At 73.2% G+C, this 17,641-nt stretch carries 12 protein-coding genes; 6 read left to right on the forward strand and 6 right to left on the reverse strand.

Annotated elements, in window-relative coordinates; translation table 11 throughout:
• Positions 1-37: 37 nt before the first annotated feature.
• The 4 genes from ASD33_RS16585 (at position 38) to pulA (ending at position 10,007) form a co-directional block, all read left to right on the forward strand.
• Positions 38-1,714 (forward strand): glycoside hydrolase family 13 protein, encoded by a 1,677-nt coding sequence (locus ASD33_RS16585; RefSeq protein WP_056560251.1) that lies wholly within the window; start codon positions 38-40, stop codon positions 1,712-1,714.
• Positions 1,702-2,793 (forward strand): LacI family DNA-binding transcriptional regulator, encoded by a 1,092-nt coding sequence (locus ASD33_RS16590; protein ID WP_056560253.1) that lies wholly within the window; start codon positions 1,702-1,704, stop codon positions 2,791-2,793. Before ASD33_RS16585 ends, ASD33_RS16590 begins: the two co-directional genes overlap by 13 nt.
• Before the next feature lie 123 nt (positions 2,794-2,916).
• Positions 2,917-4,647: a carbohydrate-binding module family 20 domain-containing protein gene (locus ASD33_RS16595; RefSeq protein WP_056560255.1), complete on the forward strand. Its 1,731-nt coding sequence runs from the start codon at positions 2,917-2,919 to the stop codon at positions 4,645-4,647.
• Positions 4,648-4,718: 71 nt separating this feature from the next.
• Positions 4,719-10,007 (forward strand): pullulanase-type alpha-1,6-glucosidase, encoded by a 5,289-nt coding sequence (pulA, locus tag ASD33_RS16600; RefSeq protein ID WP_056560259.1) that lies wholly within the window; start codon positions 4,719-4,721, stop codon positions 10,005-10,007.
• Between the two features lie 33 nt (positions 10,008-10,040).
• Here pulA and ASD33_RS16605 read toward each other — a convergent pair whose 3' ends face one another.
• On the reverse strand, positions 10,041-10,559 hold the full coding sequence (locus ASD33_RS16605; RefSeq protein WP_056560262.1) for a GNAT family N-acetyltransferase: 519 nt from the start codon (positions 10,557-10,559) through the stop codon (positions 10,041-10,043).
• Between the two features lie 66 nt (positions 10,560-10,625).
• Here ASD33_RS16605 and ASD33_RS16610 point away from each other — a divergent pair, with 66 nt between their 5' ends.
• Complete coding sequence (locus ASD33_RS16610) at positions 10,626-10,958, forward strand: hypothetical protein (RefSeq protein ID WP_056560265.1); 333 nt, start codon at positions 10,626-10,628, stop codon at positions 10,956-10,958.
• On the opposite strand, the gene ASD33_RS16615 is transcribed toward ASD33_RS16610, so the two are convergent.
• Positions 10,943-11,677 (reverse strand): TetR/AcrR family transcriptional regulator, encoded by a 735-nt coding sequence (locus tag ASD33_RS16615; protein WP_056560268.1) that lies wholly within the window; start codon positions 11,675-11,677, stop codon positions 10,943-10,945. The genes ASD33_RS16610 and ASD33_RS16615 overlap by 16 nt on opposite strands.
• Positions 11,678-11,714: 37 nt before the next feature.
• On the opposite strand from ASD33_RS16615, the gene ASD33_RS16620 reads away from it, so the two are divergent.
• Entirely contained in the window at positions 11,715-12,206 is a 492-nt protein-coding gene (locus ASD33_RS16620; protein ID WP_063991959.1) for a hypothetical protein, read from the forward strand.
• Between the two features lie 51 nt (positions 12,207-12,257).
• Here the strand turns inward: ASD33_RS16620 and ASD33_RS16625 are convergent, their stop codons facing one another.
• The 4 genes from ASD33_RS16625 to ASD33_RS16640 form a co-directional block, all read right to left on the reverse strand.
• Positions 12,258-13,310: a PDR/VanB family oxidoreductase gene (locus ASD33_RS16625; protein ID WP_056560270.1), complete on the reverse strand. Its 1,053-nt coding sequence runs from the start codon at positions 13,308-13,310 to the stop codon at positions 12,258-12,260.
• The gene (locus tag ASD33_RS16630) at positions 13,310-14,194 is read right to left on the reverse strand and encodes a metal-dependent hydrolase (protein WP_056560273.1); all 885 of its coding nucleotides are present in this window, start codon (positions 14,192-14,194) and stop codon (positions 13,310-13,312) included. The genes ASD33_RS16625 and ASD33_RS16630 overlap by 1 nt, the downstream gene beginning before the upstream one ends.
• A 92-nt stretch (positions 14,195-14,286) precedes the next feature.
• On the reverse strand, positions 14,287-16,719 hold the full coding sequence (locus ASD33_RS16635; protein ID WP_056560275.1) for a hypothetical protein: 2,433 nt from the start codon (positions 16,717-16,719) through the stop codon (positions 14,287-14,289).
• Between the two features lie 53 nt (positions 16,720-16,772).
• On the reverse strand, positions 16,773-17,573 hold the full coding sequence (locus ASD33_RS16640) for a tyrosine-protein phosphatase (RefSeq protein WP_056560278.1): 801 nt from the start codon (positions 17,571-17,573) through the stop codon (positions 16,773-16,775).
• Between the last annotated feature and the right edge of the window lie 68 nt (positions 17,574-17,641).

Genomic DNA, 17,641 nt, shown 5'->3' on the forward strand with positions numbered 1-17,641 from the left:
CGTCCCCGTACGCCCCTCCTTACCTCTCAGGGAAGACATGACCCAGCATCTCGCCACCCCGGCCGACGCCCCGACCACCGGCACGCACACGGGCTGGTGGAGAGACGCCGTGATCTACCAGGTCTACCCGCGCAGCTTCGCCGACGGCAACGGTGACGGCATGGGCGACCTGGAGGGCATCCGCAGCCGGCTGCCGTACCTCAAGGACCTGGGCGTCGACGCCGTCTGGCTCTCCCCGTTCTACGCCTCGCCGCAGGCCGACGCCGGATACGACGTCGCCGACTACCGGGCCATCGACCCCATGTTCGGCTCGCTCCTCGACGCCGACGCGGTGATCCGCGAGGCCCACGACCTGGGCCTGCGCATCATCGTCGACCTGGTCCCCAACCACTCCTCCGACCAGCACGAGTGGTTCCAGCGCGCCCTGCGCGAGGGCCCCGGGTCGCCGCTCCGCGAGCGCTACCACTTCCGCCCCGGCCAGGGCGAGGACGGCGAACTGCCCCCCAACGACTGGGAGTCCATCTTCGGCGGCCCCGCCTGGACCCGTACGGAGAACCCGGACGGCACCCCCGGCGAGTGGTACCTCCACCTCTTCGCCCCGGAGCAGCCCGACTTCAACTGGGAACACCCCGCCGTCCGCGACGAGTTCCGCTCCATCCTGCGCTTCTGGCTCGACATGGGCGTCGACGGCTTCCGCGTCGACGTCGCCCACGGCCTCGTCAAGGCCGAGGGCCTGCCCGACCTCGGCGCCCACGACCAGCTGAAGCTGCTCGGCAACGACGTCATGCCCTTCTTCGACCAGGACGGCGTCCACGAGATCTACCGCACCTGGCGCAAGGTCCTCGCCGAGTACGACGGCGAGCGCATCCTCGTCGCCGAGGCCTGGACCCCGACCGTCGAGCGCACCGCGCACTACGTCCGCGCCGACGAGATGCACCAGGCCTTCAACTTCCAGTACCTGGGCACCCACTGGGACGCCGCCGAGCTGCGCCGTGTCATCGACGACTCGCTCGACGCGATGCGCCCGGTCGGCGCCCCCGCCACCTGGGTCCTCTCCAACCACGACGTCACCCGGCACGCCACCCGCTTCGCCAACCCGGCGGGCCTCGGCACCCAGCTCCGCGAGGCCGGCGACCGCGCACTCGGCCTGCGCCGGGCCCGCGCCGCGACCCTGCTGATGCTGGCGCTGCCCGGCTCCGCGTACGTCTACCAGGGCGAGGAGCTCGGCCTGCCGGACGTCACCGACCTGCCCGACGAGGTCCGCCAGGACCCGTCGTTCTGGCGGGCCAGCGGCCAGGACGGCTTCCGCGACGGCTGCCGGGTCCCGATCCCGTGGACCGTCGAGGGCTCCTCGTACGGCTTCGGCGACGGCGGCTCCTGGCTGCCGCAGCCCACCACCTGGGGCGCCCTCAGCGTCGAGGCGCAGACCGGCGACCCCGGCTCCACCCTGGAGCTGTACCGCAGCGCGCTCGCCGTGCGCCGCGAGCGCCCCGAACTCGGTGCGGGCGAGGCCGTCGAGTGGCTGGAGGCACCCGAGGGTGTGCTCTCCTTCCGCCGCGACGGCTTCGTCTGCACCGCCAACACCACCGGCCGGGCCATCTCCGTCCCGCTGCCCGGCCGGTACCTCCTCTCCAACGAGGACGTCAGGATCGCCGCCGACGGCGAAGGCACGGTCGAGGTGCCCGCGGACACCACCGTCTGGTGGGCGGTGTGACGATCCCCCTGCCGCGGGGCGCCGGGAACGGCGCCCCGCGGCTCGCGGACATCGCGGCCCAGTCCGGCGTCAGCGAGGCCACCGTCAGCCGGGTGCTCAACGGCAAGGCGGGGGTGGCCGGCGCGACCCGGCACAAGGTGCTCGCCGCGCTGGACGTGCTGGGCTACGAGCGTCCCGTACGCCTGAAACGGCGCAGCGCGGGCCTCGTCGGACTCGTGGTGCCCGAGCTGACCAACCCGATCTTCCCGGCCTTCGCACAGGTCGTCGAACAGGTCCTCGCCGGGCACGGCTACACCCCGGTGCTCTGCACCCAGATGCCCGGCGGCGCCACCGAGGACGAGCTCGTCGAGCAGCTCGTGGAGCGCGGGGTGGCCGGCATCGTCTTCCTCTCCGGGCTGCACGCGGACGCCACCGCCGACCCGGCGCGCTACGCCCGGCTGGCCGCCAGGGGAGTGCCGTACGTCCTCATCAACGGCTACAACGAGCACATCGACGCCAACTTCGTCTCCCCGGACGACCGGGCGGCGGCCAGGATGGCCGTACGGCACCTGGTCGAGCTGGGCCACGAGCGCATCGGGCTCGCCATCGGCCCCACCCGGTACGTGCCCTCGCGCCGCAAGGCGGAGGGCTTCACCGCCGAGCTGTACGAGCTGCTCGGCGTCGAGCGCGCGGACGCCGAGCGGTTCATCAGACCCACGCTCTTCGGCGTCGAGGGCGGCCACGCGGCCGCCGAGATCCTGCTCCGCGAAGGCTGTACGGGCATCGTCTGCGGCTCCGACCTGATGGCGCTCGGGGTGGTCAGGGCGGTCCGTGCCCGCGGCCTCGACGTGCCCGGGGACGTCTCCGTCGTCGGCTTCGACGACTCGCCGCTGATCGCCTTCACCAGCCCGCCGCTGTCCACCGTGCGCCAGCCCGTGCAGGCCATGGCGACGGCGGCCGTCGGCGCGCTCCTGGAGGAGATCGAGGGGAACCCCGTGCAGCGCACGGAGTTCGTCTTCCAGCCGGAGCTGGTGGTCCGCGGTTCCACGGCTCAGCCGCCCGCGCGTTCCGCCGCCGGGGCTCCGCAAGTCCTTTCGTAACAACTTGCGTTGAGGTGTCCGGAGGGTTGACCGGGCACCGGGGCACTCGTACGGTCACGGCTGAAAACAGTTGCTGACATTTTCGGCAACTTCTTGCGACAGGGACGTCGTACAGGAGGAAGCATGGCCAGAAAGACCGTGGCCGCCGCACTCGCCCTCGTGGCGGGAGCCGCCGCCGTGGCCGTCACGGGGAACGTGCCGGCGCAGGCCGCCCCGCCCGGCGAGAAGGACGTCACCGCGGTGATGTTCGAATGGAACTTCGCCTCGGTGGCCCGAGAGTGCACCGACCGCCTCGGCCCCGCCGGATACGGGTACGTCCAGGTCTCCCCGCCCCAGGAACACCTCCAGGGCGGCCAGTGGTGGACCTCCTACCAGCCGGTCAGCTACAAGATCGCCGGACGCCTCGGTGACCGCACCGCCTTCAGGAACATGATCCAGACCTGCCACGCGGCGGGCGTCAAGGTCGTCGCCGACTCCGTCATCAACCACATGGCGAACGGCTCCGGCACGGGAACGGGCGGGACCCCGTTCTCCAAGTACGACTATCCGGGCCTCTACTCCGGCTCCGACATGGACGACTGCCGGTCCTCGATCTCCAACTACGGGGACCGCGCCAACGTCCAGAACTGCGAGCTCGTCCAGCTCCCCGACCTCGACACCGGCGAGGAGTACGTCCGGGCGAAGATCGCCGGATACCTCAACGACCTCCTCTCCCTCGGTGTCGACGGCCTCCGCATCGACGCCGCCAAGCACATGCCGGCCGCCGACCTCGCCAACATCAAGTCCCGGCTGACGAACCCGAACGTCTACTGGAAGCAGGAGGCCATCTACGGCGCCGGCGAGGCCGTCTCCCCGAGCGAGTACCTCGGCACCGGCGACGTCCAGGAGTTCCGCTACGCCCGCGACCTCAAGCGGATCGTCCAGAACGAGAAGCTCGCCTACCTGAAGAACTTCGGCGAGTCCTGGGGCTACATGCCCTCCGGGCAGTCCGCCGTCTTCGTCGACAACCACGACACCGAGCGCGGCGGCGACACCCTCAACTACAAGGACGGCGCGAACTACACCCTCGCCTCCGTCTTCATGCTCGCCTGGCCCTACGGCTCCCCGGACGTCCACTCCGGCTACGAGTGGACCGACAAGGACGCCGGACCGCCGGGCGGCGGCCAGGTGAACGCCTGTTACACCGACGGCTGGAAGTGCCAGCACGCCTGGCGCGAGATCTCCTCCATGGTGGCCCTCCGCAACACCGCCCGCGGACAGGCCGTCACGAACTGGTGGGACAACGGCGCCAACGCCATCGCGTTCGGCCGCGGCTCCAAGGCGTACGTGGCGATCAACCACGAGTCCTCGGCGCTCACCCGCACCTTCCAGACCGCCCTGCCCGGCGGCACCTACTGCGACGTGCAGAGCGACACCACCGTCACGGTGAACTCCTCGGGCCAGTTCACGGCCACCCTCGCCGCGAACACGGCCCTCGCCCTGCACACCGGGGCCACGAACTGCGGGGGCACCACCCCCACCACACCGCCCACGACACCGCCCACGACGAACCCGCCGGCCACCGCCGGGGCCGCGTTCAACGTCAACGCCACCACCGTCGTCGGCCAGAACATCTACGTCACCGGCAACCGCCCCGAGCTCGGTAACTGGGCCCCGGCCGCCGCCCTCAAGCTCGACCCGGCCGCGTACCCCGTCTGGAAGCTGACGGTGTCCCTGCCCGCCGGAACGGCCTTCGAGTACAAGTACGTCCGCAAGGACGCGGCCGGAAACGTGACCTGGGAGTCCGGCGCCAACCGCACCGCGACCGTCCCCGCCTCGGGCCAGATCGTCCTGAACGACACCTTCCGCAGCTGACGCCCTCCCCTCCCGAAGGGCCGCCCCGCCGGGGCGGCCCTCTCTTCCCGTACCTCCAGGGAGCAACCCCCGTGATACGCAAGAGAACGGCGGTCGCGCTGGCCGCCGCCCTGTGCGCGGCCCTCGTGCCCGCGCTCCCCGCGACGGCGGCCCCCCGCCCGCCCGCGCCGCCCTCGGACGCGGCGCTCGCCGCCGAGCCGGCCCGCCAGGACCTCACCCGCGAGCAGTTCTACTTCGTCCTGCCCGACCGCTTCGCCAACGGCGACACCTCCAACGACCGCGGCGGGCTCACCGGAAGCCGGACGAAGACCGGCTTCGACCCCACCGACAAGGGCTTCTACCAGGGCGGCGACCTCAAGGGCCTCACCCAGCGGCTCGACTACATCAAGGGCCTCGGCACCACCGCCATCTGGATGGCGCCGATCTTCAAGAACCGGCCCGTGCAGGGCACCGGCAAGGACGCCTCCGCCGGCTACCACGGCTACTGGATCACCGACTTCACCCAGGTCGACCCGCACTTCGGGACCAACGCCGACCTGGAGAAGCTGATCGCCGCCGCCCACGCCAAGGGCATGAAGGTCTTCTTCGACGTCATCACCAACCACACCGCCGACACCGTCGACTACGCCGAGCGGAAGTACGGCTACCGCCCCAAGGGCGCCTACCCCTACCTCGACACCTCCGGCCGCCCCTTCGACGACCGGGCCGCCGTCGGGAAGGTGGACCGGGACTCCTTCCCGTACACCCCGACGACGACCGGCGGCAAGGTCCCCGCCTGGCTCAACGACCCGACGATGTACCACAACCGCGGTGACTCCACCTGGGTCGGCGAGTCCGCCGAGTACGGCGACTTCGTCGGCCTCGACGACCTGTGGACCGAGCGCCCCGAGGTCGTCGAGGGCATGGAGAAGATCTACGAGAAGTGGGTCCGCGACTTCAGGATCGACGGCTTCCGCATCGACACCGTCAAGCACGTCGACCTCGACTTCTGGACCCAGTGGGCCACCGCCCTCGACGCCTACGCCAAGAAGCGGGGCCGCGAGGACTTCTTCATGTTCGGCGAGGTCTACTCCGCCGACACCACCGTCACCGCCCCCTACGTCACCCGGGGCCGGCTCGACGCCACCCTCGACTTCCCCTTCCAGGACGCCGCCCGCGCCTTCGCCTCCCAGGGCGCCGGAGCCGACCGCCTCGCCAAGGTCTTCGCCGAGGACTACCGGTACACCACCGACAAGGCCAACGCCTACGAGCAGGTCACCTTCCTCGGCAACCACGACATGGGCCGCATCGGCACCTTCCTCAAGCAGGACAACCCCCGGGCCTCCGACGCCGAACTCCTGCGCCGCGCCCGCCTCGCCAACGAGCTGATGTTCCTCTCCCGGGGCAACCCGGTGATCTACTCCGGCGACGAGCAGGGCTTCACCGGCGCCGGCGGCGACAAGGACGCCCGCCAGCCCCTCTTCGCCTCGCAGGCCGCCGACTACCTCGACGACGACCAGCTCGGCACCGACCGCACCCACGCCACCGACGCGTACGACACCCGGCACCCCGTCTACACGTCCGTCGCCCGGCTCTCCGAGCTGACCCGCGAGAACCCGGCCCTGCGTGACGGCGTCCAGCAGGAACGGCTCGCCGAGGGCTCCGTCTACGCCTTCTCCCGTACGGACGCCAAGGCGCGCACCGAGTACCTCGTCGCCACCAACAGCGCCACCACCGAGAAGACCGTCACCGTCCCCGTCGACTCGCTCGACTTCCGTGTCCTGTACGGGGGTCAGGGCGCGGTCGCCGCGAAGAACGGGTCCGTGACCGTCACCGTCCCCGCCCTCTCCTCCCTGGTCCTCAAGGCCGACAAGCCGCTCCCGGCCCCCGCCGCGAAGCCCGCCGTCACGCTCGAGGCGCCCGCCGCCGGAGCCACCGGCACCGTCGAGCTCACCGCCGACGTCACCGGCGGCGGGCTCAACCGGGTCGTCTTCGCCGCCCAGACCGGCGACGGCCGCTGGCAGACCCTCGGCACCGCCGACCACGCCCCCTACAAGGTCACCCAGTACGTCACCGCCCCCGCCGGAACCCCGCTCCGCTACAAGGCCGTCGTCGTCGACAGCGCCGGCCGCACCGCGAGCACCGCCGCCGCCACCACTGCCGGACAGGCCCCCGCGCCCGAGAAGCCGGTCGCCGTCGAGCGGACGTACGCCGTCGTGCACTACCGGCGCGAGGACGGGAACTACGAGGGCTGGAAGCTGAAGGCCGCCGGCCAGGACGCCGCGTTCACCGGCCGCGACGCCCACGGCGCCTTCGCCTGGGTCAAGGTCCCCGAGGGCGCCTCCTCCGTCGCGTACACCCTCGAGAAGGACGGCGCCGCCGAAGGACCGCAGCGGACCATCGAACTCGGCCGCACCGGCGAGGTCTGGATCACCCAGGGCGCCGACGGCCAGTCCGACAGCGACCCGGCCCCCACCGCCCCGGACCCCTCCAAGGCCGTCATCCACTACCAGCGGCCCGACGGGAACTACGACGGCTGGGGCCTCCACACCTGGACCGGCGCCGCCCAGCCCACCGACTGGTCCAGGCCGCTGCTGCCGGTCCGCTTCGACGCGTACGGCGCCGTCTACGAGGTCCCCCTCACCGACGGCGCGACGACCCTCTCGTACATCCTCCACAAGGGCGACGAGAAGGACCTGCCCACCGACCAGTCCCTCGACCTGGCGAGCCTCGGCCACGAGGTCTGGGCGCTCTCCGGACAGCAGAAGTACCTGCTCCCCACCGTCGGCGGCGCCCCGAACCTCGACCTCGGCAAGGCCGAGGCCCAGTGGATCGACCGCGACACCGTCGTCTGGAAGGTGAAGCCGAACGACTCCACCAGCCAGCAGCTCGTGTACGCCAGGAACGGCGGCATCACCGTCACCGACGGCGCCCTCAACAGCGAGGGCCAGTGGCTCCGGCTGAACCCCGGATCGCTCACCGACGCCCAGAAGACGGCGTTCCCCCACCTCAAGGACTACCCCGCCTTCACCGTCGACCCCCGCGACGCCGACCGCGTCCGGGACTCGCTGCGCGGCCAGCTCATCGCCACCCAGCGCGCCGCCAACGGCGCCCTGCTCGCCGCCACCGGCGTCCAGACCGCGGGCGTCCTCGACGACCTGTACGCCGGGAAGGCCACCGGCGCCGCCCTCGGCCCGGTCTTCCGCGGCGGCAGGGTCACCCTCTCCGTCTGGGCCCCCACCGCCCAGTCCGTCGCCCTCGAACTCGACGGCCGGACCCTGCCCATGCGCCGCGACGACACCTCCGGCGTCTGGACCGCCACCGGCCCGAAGTCCTGGACGGGCAAGCCGTACCGCTACGCCGTGAAGGTCTGGGCCCCCACCGTCCAGAAGATCGTCACCAACAAGGTCACCGACCCCTACTCCACCGCCCTCACCACCGACTCCGCCCGCAGCCTCGCCGTCGACCTCACCGACCCGAAGCTCGCCCCGGCCGGCTGGCGCACGCTGAGGAAGCCCGCCGCCGTACCGCTGCGGGACGCCCAGATCCAGGAACTCCACATCCGCGACTTCTCCGTCGCCGACCCCACCGCGAAGGCCGGCCACCGGGGCACCTACCTCGCCTTCACCGACAAGGACAGCAAGGGCTCGCGGCACCTCCGCGACCTCGCCGCCTCCGGCACCTCCTACGTCCACCTGCTCCCGGCCTTCGACATCGGCACCATCCCCGAGAAGAAGTCCGCGCAGACCACCCCCGCCTGCGACCTGAAGGTCTACGCCCCCGACTCCGAGGAGCAGCAGGCCTGCGTCACCGCCGCCGCGGCCGGGGACGCCTACAACTGGGGCTACGACCCCCTGCACTACACCGTCCCCGAGGGCTCCTACGCCACCGACCCCGAGGGCACCCGCCGCACGGTCGAGTTCCGGCAGATGGTCCAGGCCCTCAACGGCGACGGCCTGCGCACCGTCATGGACGTCGTCTACAACCACACCGTCGCCGCCGGACAGTCCGACAAGTCCGTCCTCGACCGGATCGTGCCCGGCTACTACCAGCGCCTCCAGGCCGACGGCACCGTCGCCACCTCCACCTGCTGCGCCAACACCGCGCCCGAGAACGCGATGATGGGCAAGCTCGTCGTCGACTCGGTCGTCACCTGGGCCAAGGACTACAAGGTCGACGGCTTCCGCTTCGACCTCATGGGCCACCACCCGAAGGCCAACATCCTCGCCGTGCGCAAGGCCCTCGACGAGCTGACCCTCGCCAAGGACGGCGTCGACGGCAAGGCGATCGTCCTCTACGGCGAGGGCTGGAACTTCGGCGAGATCGCCGACGACGCCCGCTTCGTCCAGGCCACCCAGAAGAACATGGCCGGCACCGGCATCGCCACCTTCTCCGACCGGGCCCGCGACGCCGTCCGCGGCGGCGGCCCCTTCGACGAGGACCCCGGCGTCCAGGGCTTCGCCTCCGGCCTCTACACCGACCCCAACTCCTCGGCCGCCAACGGAACCCCGGCCGAGCAGAAGGCCCGCCTCCTGCACTACCAGGACCTCATCAAGGTCGGCCTGACCGGCAACCTCGCGCCCTACACCTTCACCGACACCTCCGGGCGTACGGTCAAGGGCTCCGAGGTCGACTACAACGGCGCCCCCGCCGGATACGCCGCCGCCCCCGGCGACGCCCTGGCCTACGCCGACGCCCACGACAACGAGAGCCTGTACGACGCGCTCGCCTTCAAGCTCCCGGCGGGCACGCCGGCGGCCGACCGGGCCCGCATGCAGGTCCTCGCCATGGCGACCGCGACCCTCTCCCAGGGCCCGGCGCTCTCCCAGGCCGGTTCGGACCTGCTCCGCTCCAAGTCGCTGGACCGCAACTCCTTCGACAGCGGCGACTGGTACAACGCGATCCGCTGGGACTGCCGCGACGGCAACGGCTTCGGCCTCGGCCTGCCGCCGGCCGCCGACAACAAGGCCAAGTGGCCCTACGGCAAGCCGCTGCTCGTCAACCCGGCCCTGACGGTCGGCTGCGCGCAGATCGACGGCGCCTCCGCCGCCTACCGGGACCTGCAGAAGATCCGTACCACCGAGCCGGCGTTCTCCCTCGCCACCGCCGGACAGGTCCAGGACACCCTGTCCTTCCCGCTCTCCGGGCGCGACGAGACCCCGGGCGTGATCACGATGCGCCTGGGCGACCTGGTGGTGGTCTTCAACGCGAGCACGCGGCAGCAGACCCAGCGGGTCTCCGGCCTGGCCGGGACGGCGTACGCCCTGCACCCGGTGCAGGCGGCGGGCTCGGACGGCGTGGTGAAGTCCTCGTCCTACGAGACCGGCTCGGGCACCTTCACCGTCCCGGCGCGGACGGTGGCCGTGTTCAAGGCGAGGTGACGGCCGTCCCCGGGAGATCCGGGGACATGACCCTCACGACCCGGTGAGCGACCGCTCCATCAGGGTCACCCCGTAACGCGTGCCGTCGGCGGCGAGCTTTCCCGGCTCCTCGCCGACGGCACGGTACCCCGCGGCCTCGTAGTACGTACGGAGCCGCGGGTTGTCCGACAGACAGTCCAGCCGGGCCACCGTCCGCCCGCCGGCCGCGATCCGCCCCTCCGCGTGCGCGAGCAGCGCCCGCCCGGTGCCGGCCGGCGCCGACGCCCGCTCCGTCATCAGCCGGTGGACGTATCCGGCGACCGGCGGCTGGGGGCCCCAGGCCCCCTCGTCCTCCCACCACAGCTCGTACGCGCCGACCGCCCGGCCGCCGCGGGACGCCAGCCACACCTCACCGGCGGCGAGGCGCTCCCCGAAGTGCGCGGCGCTCTTCCCTCCGGGCTTCCACTGGTCGATGCCGTGGCGCAGCATCCAGCGGGCGGCCTCGTCGTACATTCCCGCCAGAAGGTCGAGATCGTCCTCGCAGGCCTGCCGGAAGGTCACTTGTGTCGTCATGGCGATCACCGTAAGGGTGTGCCCGGACAACCGACAGCCGTACCCCTCTGGCCGGGAGTGACCCTCATGCCGCAGATCACCGTCGACTACTCCGCACCCCTCGACCGGCGCGGCTTCGCCCTCGCCCTGCACCCGCTGCTGGTCGAATCGGTCGGCACGACCCTCGACGCCTGCAAGACCCGCTTCCGCGAGGTCGAGGAGACCGTCGTCGGCGACGGCGGCACCGACGACGCCCTCGTGCACGTCGAGATCGCCCTGCTGTACGGCCGCACGGACGACGCCAAGGCACGGCTCTCGAAGGCCGTCCTGAACCTGCTGCCGCGCCACCTCGAGACCACGGACGGCGTCCATCTCTCCGTGGAGATCCGCGACCTCGAATCGTCCTACCGCAAGCGCTGATCGGGCACGGCGGGCGCCGCCGCCCCGGACGGGGGAACCAGCGCGACGAGCCGGCCCACCAGCTCCCCGAAGGGGCCGTCGGCCGGTTCGTCCGCGAGGAGACCCACCAGGATCTCCGCCATCTCCGCGTCGTACGCGGCACTCACCGCCGCCAGCGCCGCGAAGTCGTGCACGAGCTGCAACTCCAGCTCCGCGCGCGGGACCCGGCGCCCGTCCAGCCAGATCAGCGCCGTCGACTCGGCGAGCGACACCCAGGAGCGGACGACCAACTCCAGCCGTGCGGACGGCTTCTCGACCCCGAGGTGGGCGAGGATCTGGACGTACGCGGCCTGCCGCACCTCGTCGATCATCGCGTTCGTCGTGGACGAACCCACCGCGGGCCCGCCGCGCATCAGCGCCGCGAACCCCGGGCCGTGCTCGTCCACGAAGTCGAAGAACCGGCCCATCACCCGCAGCAGCCGCGCCCCGAGCGGCCCCTGCGGCGGCTCCACGAACCGGGCGGCCAGCTCGTCGGCGGCCCGCCGCAGCGCTGCCTCGTACAGGCTCTGCTTGCCGGGGAAGTAGTGGTAGACCAGCGGCCGCGAGATGCCCGCGGCGGCGGCGATCTCGTCGATGGAGACCTCGTCGGGAGAGCGGTGGCTGAAGAGTTCGAGGGCCACCCCGATCAGCTGCTGCTTGCGCTCCTCGACGCCCATCCTGCGGCGTACCCCGGTCGTCATACGAACAGCCTAACGGGGTCGGTTACTCTCCTGCTCCATGAGCGCTTCCGACCAGGACACCCAGGCAGCCGAGTCCCCGGAGGCCCCCGAGGCCGAGGAGACCCGCGGGCGGACCCCCGAGGACGGCCCCGAAGGGACCCCGAAGCCGGAGAAGGCCGCCGTGGGGGCGGCGGAGACGGACGAGGGGGACGAAGGGGACGAGCGCCCGGACAGCGCGGACGAGAGCGACAGCGACGAGACCGACGAAGAGGCCGAGGAGACGGCCCGCACCGGCGGGCTCACCCCGAAGCAGGCGCGCCGCCTCCGCGTGACCGCCGCCTCCGTGCTCCTCGTGGCGCTGGCCGTGGTCCTCGTGGTCCGCCTCGCCAGCCGGACGTCCGTGCTCGTCGTCGGCGTGTACGGCCTCGCCATGATCCTCTGCGGGATCGTGATCGAGCTGTCCCGCAACGGCCGTACGCGGCTGGGCACCTGGCTCCTGGTGGGCGGCCTCCTCGCCGCGCTGGCCCTCGACTGGCTGGTGCTGCCGTAGGGCGCGTCCGGGGCCCGGAACGGGGCCGCGCCCCGGCCCGGGGCCCGGGTCTCACAGATCCAGGACGAGCCGTTTCCCCGTGCAGCGCGAGACGCAGATCAGCATCGAGTCGGCGCGCTCGGCGTCCGTCAGGAGTTCGTCCCGGTGGTCGATCTCCCCTTCCAGGACCCGCTGTTGGCAGGTTCCGCAGAAGCCCTGCCGACAGGAGTACATGAGGCCCGGGACCTCCTCGCGGACCGCCGCGAGGACCGACTGGTCGGCCGCGACCTTCACCGTGCGTCCGGAGCGGCGCAGTTCGACCTCGAAGGCCGTCCCGCCGGTCGGCGCCGCCGCCGAGAAGCGCTCCAGGCGCGGCGCCCGGCCCTCCGGCAGCGCCGCCGTCACCGCGTCCATGAGGCCGTCGGGGCCGCAGCAGTAGACCTGCGCCGAGGCGGGCACGTCGGCGAGGAAGCCCAGGTCGGGGCGGCCCGACTCGTCCTCGGCGACGACGGTCGCCCGGTCGCCGCCGAGCCGCTCGATCTCGGCCAGGTACGGCATGGTGGCGCGGCCGCGCCCGCAGTACACGAGCCGCCAGTCCGCGCCGGCGGCCTCGGCGGCGCGGAGCATCGGGAGGACCGGGGTGATGCCGATGCCGCCGGCGACGAAGACGTACGCGGGGGCGTCGGCGAGCGGGAAGCGGTTCCGGGGGCCCCGGATCTCGATCTCCACGCCCTCGTGGAGCTGTTCGTGGACCTCGCGGGAGCCGCCCCTGCTGTCCTCGACGAGCCGGGTGGCCACGGTGTACGCGCCCGCTTCGGCGGGGTCGCCGCAGAGCGAGTACTGCCGGACGAGCCCGGAGGGCAGTACCAGGTCGATGTGGGCGCCGGGCTGCCAGGCGGGCAACGCGCGCCCCTCCAGGCGCAGTTCGACGACCCCTTCGGCGGGTTCGGTGCGCCGGGCGACACGGACCCTGCGGGGGACGGTGCGGCCCCGGCCGTAGCCGGACACGGGTTCGTCGAGGGCGGGCATCGGCCACAGGGGCGCCGTGGACATCCGGCTGCGGACCGCGCGGCGGACGAGCAGCGCGGCTCCGGCGACGAGGGCGACGGTGGTGAACCGGGGCATCAGTGGCCTCCGTTGGCGCCGGGGGAGGAGGCCAGGTAGGCCATCGCCTGCGCGGTGTTCCCCTCCTGGGAGGGGTGGTAGGCGCGGCTGAGGTAGCGGGGTATGGAGCGCAGCATGGCCGGGGTGGAGGGCAGCACGCCCTGCCGGCCCTTGCGGACGAACTGGCCGAGGGAGGCCTTGCCGTCGAGCAGGCTGGGATCGTTCTCCATGAAGAAGCGGATGCCGCGCTGCCAGAGGAAGACGAGCGCGGAGAAGGCGAGCGCCCAGGTGCGGGCGCGGCGCCGGTAGCCGCCGTCGAGGTGCATGAAGAGCTCGAAGGCGACCGCGCGGTGCTCGACCTCCTCGGCGCCGTGCCAGCGCAGCAGGTCGAGCATGGTGGGGTCGGCGCCGACGCGGTCGAGGGCGTCGGCGTTGAGGACCCAGTCGCCGAGGAAGGCGGTGTAGTGCTCGATGGCGGCGATCAGCGCGACCCGTTCCATGAGCCACCAGCGGCGCGGGCGGCCCGGCGGCAGGGTCCGGTCCCCGAGGAGCTTCTCGAAGAACCAGTCGACCTGCGCGGTGTACGGGGTGGGGTCGAGGCCCTGCTCGCGCAGGTGGGGCAGGACGTCGTCGTGGGCCTGGGAGTGGATGGCCTCCTGGCCGATGAAGCCGATGACGTCCTCGCGCAGCCGGTCGTCGGTGATGTACGGCAGCGCCTGCTTGTAGACGTGCACGAACCAGCGCTCGCCGGCCGGGAGGAGCAGATGCAGCACGTTGATGGTGTGCGTGGTGAAGGGATCGCCGGGCACCCAGTGGAGCGGGGTCGCCTCCCAGTCGAAGGAGACCTTCCGGGCTTTGAGCTCGACGTGCTCCGACGCCACCGGTGCGGGCTGCGTATTAGACATGACGTCAATGTACTGAGGGGTAAGGCGGTGGCAACAGGCCTGTGCATGGTCTTTTTGGGGTACGGGACCCCGCCTCCGCCCACCCCGCCCCCCTACCTCAGGGCCCCCGTCCGCCGCCCGTCCCGCAGCGTGCCGTCCAGGTCGGCGCGCGCTCCCGCCGACGCCTTCACCGCCAGAACCGGCCCGTCCGAACGGCCCTTCACACCGCCCGACAGCTCCAGCGCGGCGAAGTCCTGGCTGCCGGCCGCCAGGACGTACCAGCCGCCGCCCGGCGCCTGCCACAGCACGCCCGCCAGGACCCGGGGCTCCCGCACCCCGCACGCGGGCGACCCCTCGGAGCGGGCCGCGAGCGCCGCGGGCACCTCCGGTGACGGCACCAGGAACTGGGCCAGGACCCTGCTCCCCGTCCCCCGCCAGGTCTCCGCGCGCGTACACAGCCAGGTGCCCCGCCCGGCGTCCTCCGGCAGCTCCTGCCGCGCGAACCGCCAGGCGCTGACCGTGCGCACCCCGTGCGCCCGTACCGCCGTCAGCTGGCACGCCGTTCGGGCCCACGCCGCCCGCGCCTCGGGGCCCGTCGCGTCCACGGGCGCGCCGGGGGTGCCCCACAGGAGGCGGGCGGGGGACAGCTCGCCCAGGTCGGCGAGGAGCCGGTGCCCCGAACCGTCGTGCACCTGCAGGGTGTTCCAGCGGGTGCAGCCCTTCGCGAGCGCGGGGGTCGTCATCGGCTCCGTCACCCCGTCGGCGTCGCGGGGCAGCGGCCGGGCGTCCCGGCCGGGCGCGAGCAGGTCCCGTACGGCGGTGGCGGTGACCCAGGGCGCGGTGAGATAGCGGACGTTGCCCGCGGCGCGGGACACGACGAGCGCGGCGGAACCGACGGTGTCGGCGCCGTCGGTGCGCGCGAAGTCGAGTGCCGCAGCGGCCGCGCCTTCCGTGCCGTCGACGGGCTCGGCGTACCGCACCGCGCGCAGCCCGTCGTGGAGGAGCACCACCCGGACCCCGTTGACGACGCCCGCGAACAGGAGCTGCGGCGGCCCCATCGGCGGGCCGACCGGGGTGCCGGGCGTCGCGGAGGAACGCACGGAGGGCCCGGGCCGGGCCCACACGGCGAGCGCGCGCCGGAGCAGGGCGGTGTCCCCGGCGAGGCCGCCGCGCGTCGGCCACACGGAGAAGTCCCGCCGGGTCGAACCGGGCCAGACGGCCGGGTCGACCCGCTTGAGGGCACCGGGGTCGAGAGCGGCCTCGGCGGCGGGGTTACGGGCGTACGAGGGGGCCGCGGCACCGTTTCTGCCCCAGCCGTCCCCGGGCAGCCCGAGCAGCGTCCCGCAGACGACGAGCGCGGCGAAGGCGACGAGCGCGGCCCGCACGTGCTGCCGCCGCCGCATGAGATCGGTGGGCCGCGCCTGAAGAGCACAGGGATCGAACTCGTCGGACTCGAGCAGGGCGACCCCACTACGGCGCCGGCCGGGCGCGCCTGCACCGGTCTCACGCGCACCTGCACGGCCGCTGAAGCCGTCCCCGACGGCACTCGAACGCCCGACTCCGCCGAGGTGCTCGTCGGAGCCGGGACCCGCGCCCGTCTGCCCGAACCCGCCGCGAGCGCTTCCGCTCGGCCCACCCCGACCGCTCGCGCCGCCACCGGCTCCGCCGAGCGGTCGGGCCCGGTCTCCCGGCGCCGCTCCCGCCCCGCCGGGGCCCGCCTGCTCGCCCACGCGCTCGGCGCGGCCGCCCGGGCCGTCGGCGCCGGTCCGTCCCGCCGCGCCCGTACCGTCCCGGTCCCCGCCCCCGCGTTCCTTCCCGGTCCCGTACGAGCCTCCCGCCCCCGTCCGGTTCCCCGCCCCGCCCCGCCCCGGACCGGGCTGCTCCCCGACCCGTTCCGCCCGGCCGCCTTCTCCGGACGGCCCGCCCACGGCGCCCGCCGCGCCCGCCGCGTCCATCCCCTCCGGCCCCTCCAGGCGCTCCGCCGCCTCCGCCGCGTCCGCCTCCGCCAGTGCCCCCGCCGGGTCGTCCACCCCCGCCGCCCTCAGGACCCGCAGGACCTCCGGGTCGCCCTGGCGTTCCAGGCCGCGCAGGACGTAGGCCGCGCGGCCCGGGCCCGAGAGGCGGGACAGGCGCTGGTCCAGGGCGAGTTCGTCCGCGCCCCCGACCCGGGGGAACAGCCGCAGCCCCCACACATGCGGAAGCAGCGGCGGGAACTGGGCCCGGCGCGGCAGCGCGAGCCGGCGCAGCGGCAGCCCGGCGATCAGCGCCTGCCGCAGCACCTCGCCCCGTACGTACGCGTACCCGGGATCGACCGCGTCCTCGGACAGCCGGGGCTCCGGCACCGACGGCCCCGGCACCCGCCGACGCGGCAGCGAACGCTGTACGAGCGCATGCGCCGTCAGCACCCGGCGGTTGCGTCCCAGCGACGGCGGCAGCACGAGATAGGCGATGCGGACCAGCCGCGGATAGCGCTCGACGAGCGCGGCCTCGGCCTGCTCGACGTCGACGGGGCCCACGGGCGAGGGAACGAGATCCTGGGTGCTCACGTTCAGCAGAACGAGCGATTCTTCCGATGGTCACCCCGGCCCGCGGGGCGCGCTCAGACGGCCGGGACCGTCAGCCGCTCGCGGATCACCGCCGTCACCTCGTCCGGAACCCCCAGCCCCTCCCTGACGTACGCCTCCATCGACCCGTGCCGGACCGCCACCTCGTCGAGCGCCGCCGCCAGGTACTCCGGAAGGACGCCGATCAGGTCGAGCGCCAGCTGCGGATCGCCGCCCTGGGCCGTGAACCCCTCGATCATCGGCGCGAACGCCTGCCGCACCGCCGTGTTGACGGAGAGGTACTCCGACCGCACGGTCTCCTCGTCCGCGCCGAGCAGCGACAGCACCACCGTCGCCCCCCACCCCGTCCGGTCCTTGCCCGCCGAGCAGTGGAAGAGCAGCGGCCCGGCGTCCGGCGCGCCCAGCTCGGTGAGGAGGGCGCGGTAGGCCGCGCGGGCCGAGTCACCGGAGACGAACGTGCGGTACGTACGGGCGAACGCGGCCCGCACCCGGCCCCCGCCGAGGTGCTCCTCGGCGAGCGCCGGATCGGAGATCAGCTCCTTCAGGCGCGCGGCGGGCGGCAGCCCGCTGACGGCCAGACGGTCGGCGAGCACGTCCGCGACGAGCCCCCGCGCCCCGACGGGCAGCCGGTCCGGCCGGTCGCCGCGCTCGCCCTCCGTACGGAAGTCGACGACGGTACGGATGCCGAGGCCGGCCACCACCGGTTCCGCGGGGTCGAGCCGGTCGAGCTGCGCGGACCGCAGGACCAGACCGCGCCGCACCGCCCGCCCGTCCCCCAGCGGCAGCCCGCCGAGATCGCGGAGGTTGGCGACGGAGGTGGCGGGGATGGCGGGCATGGCGGCGACTCCTCCGGTGCGTGCGTGTTCGTGTCGACCGTAAGGGATCATCCCGGTACGGGCAGATC

It is taken from the genome of Streptomyces sp. Root1304, from assembly GCF_001426405.1.
Taxonomy (GTDB): domain Bacteria; phylum Actinomycetota; class Actinomycetes; order Streptomycetales; family Streptomycetaceae; genus Streptomyces.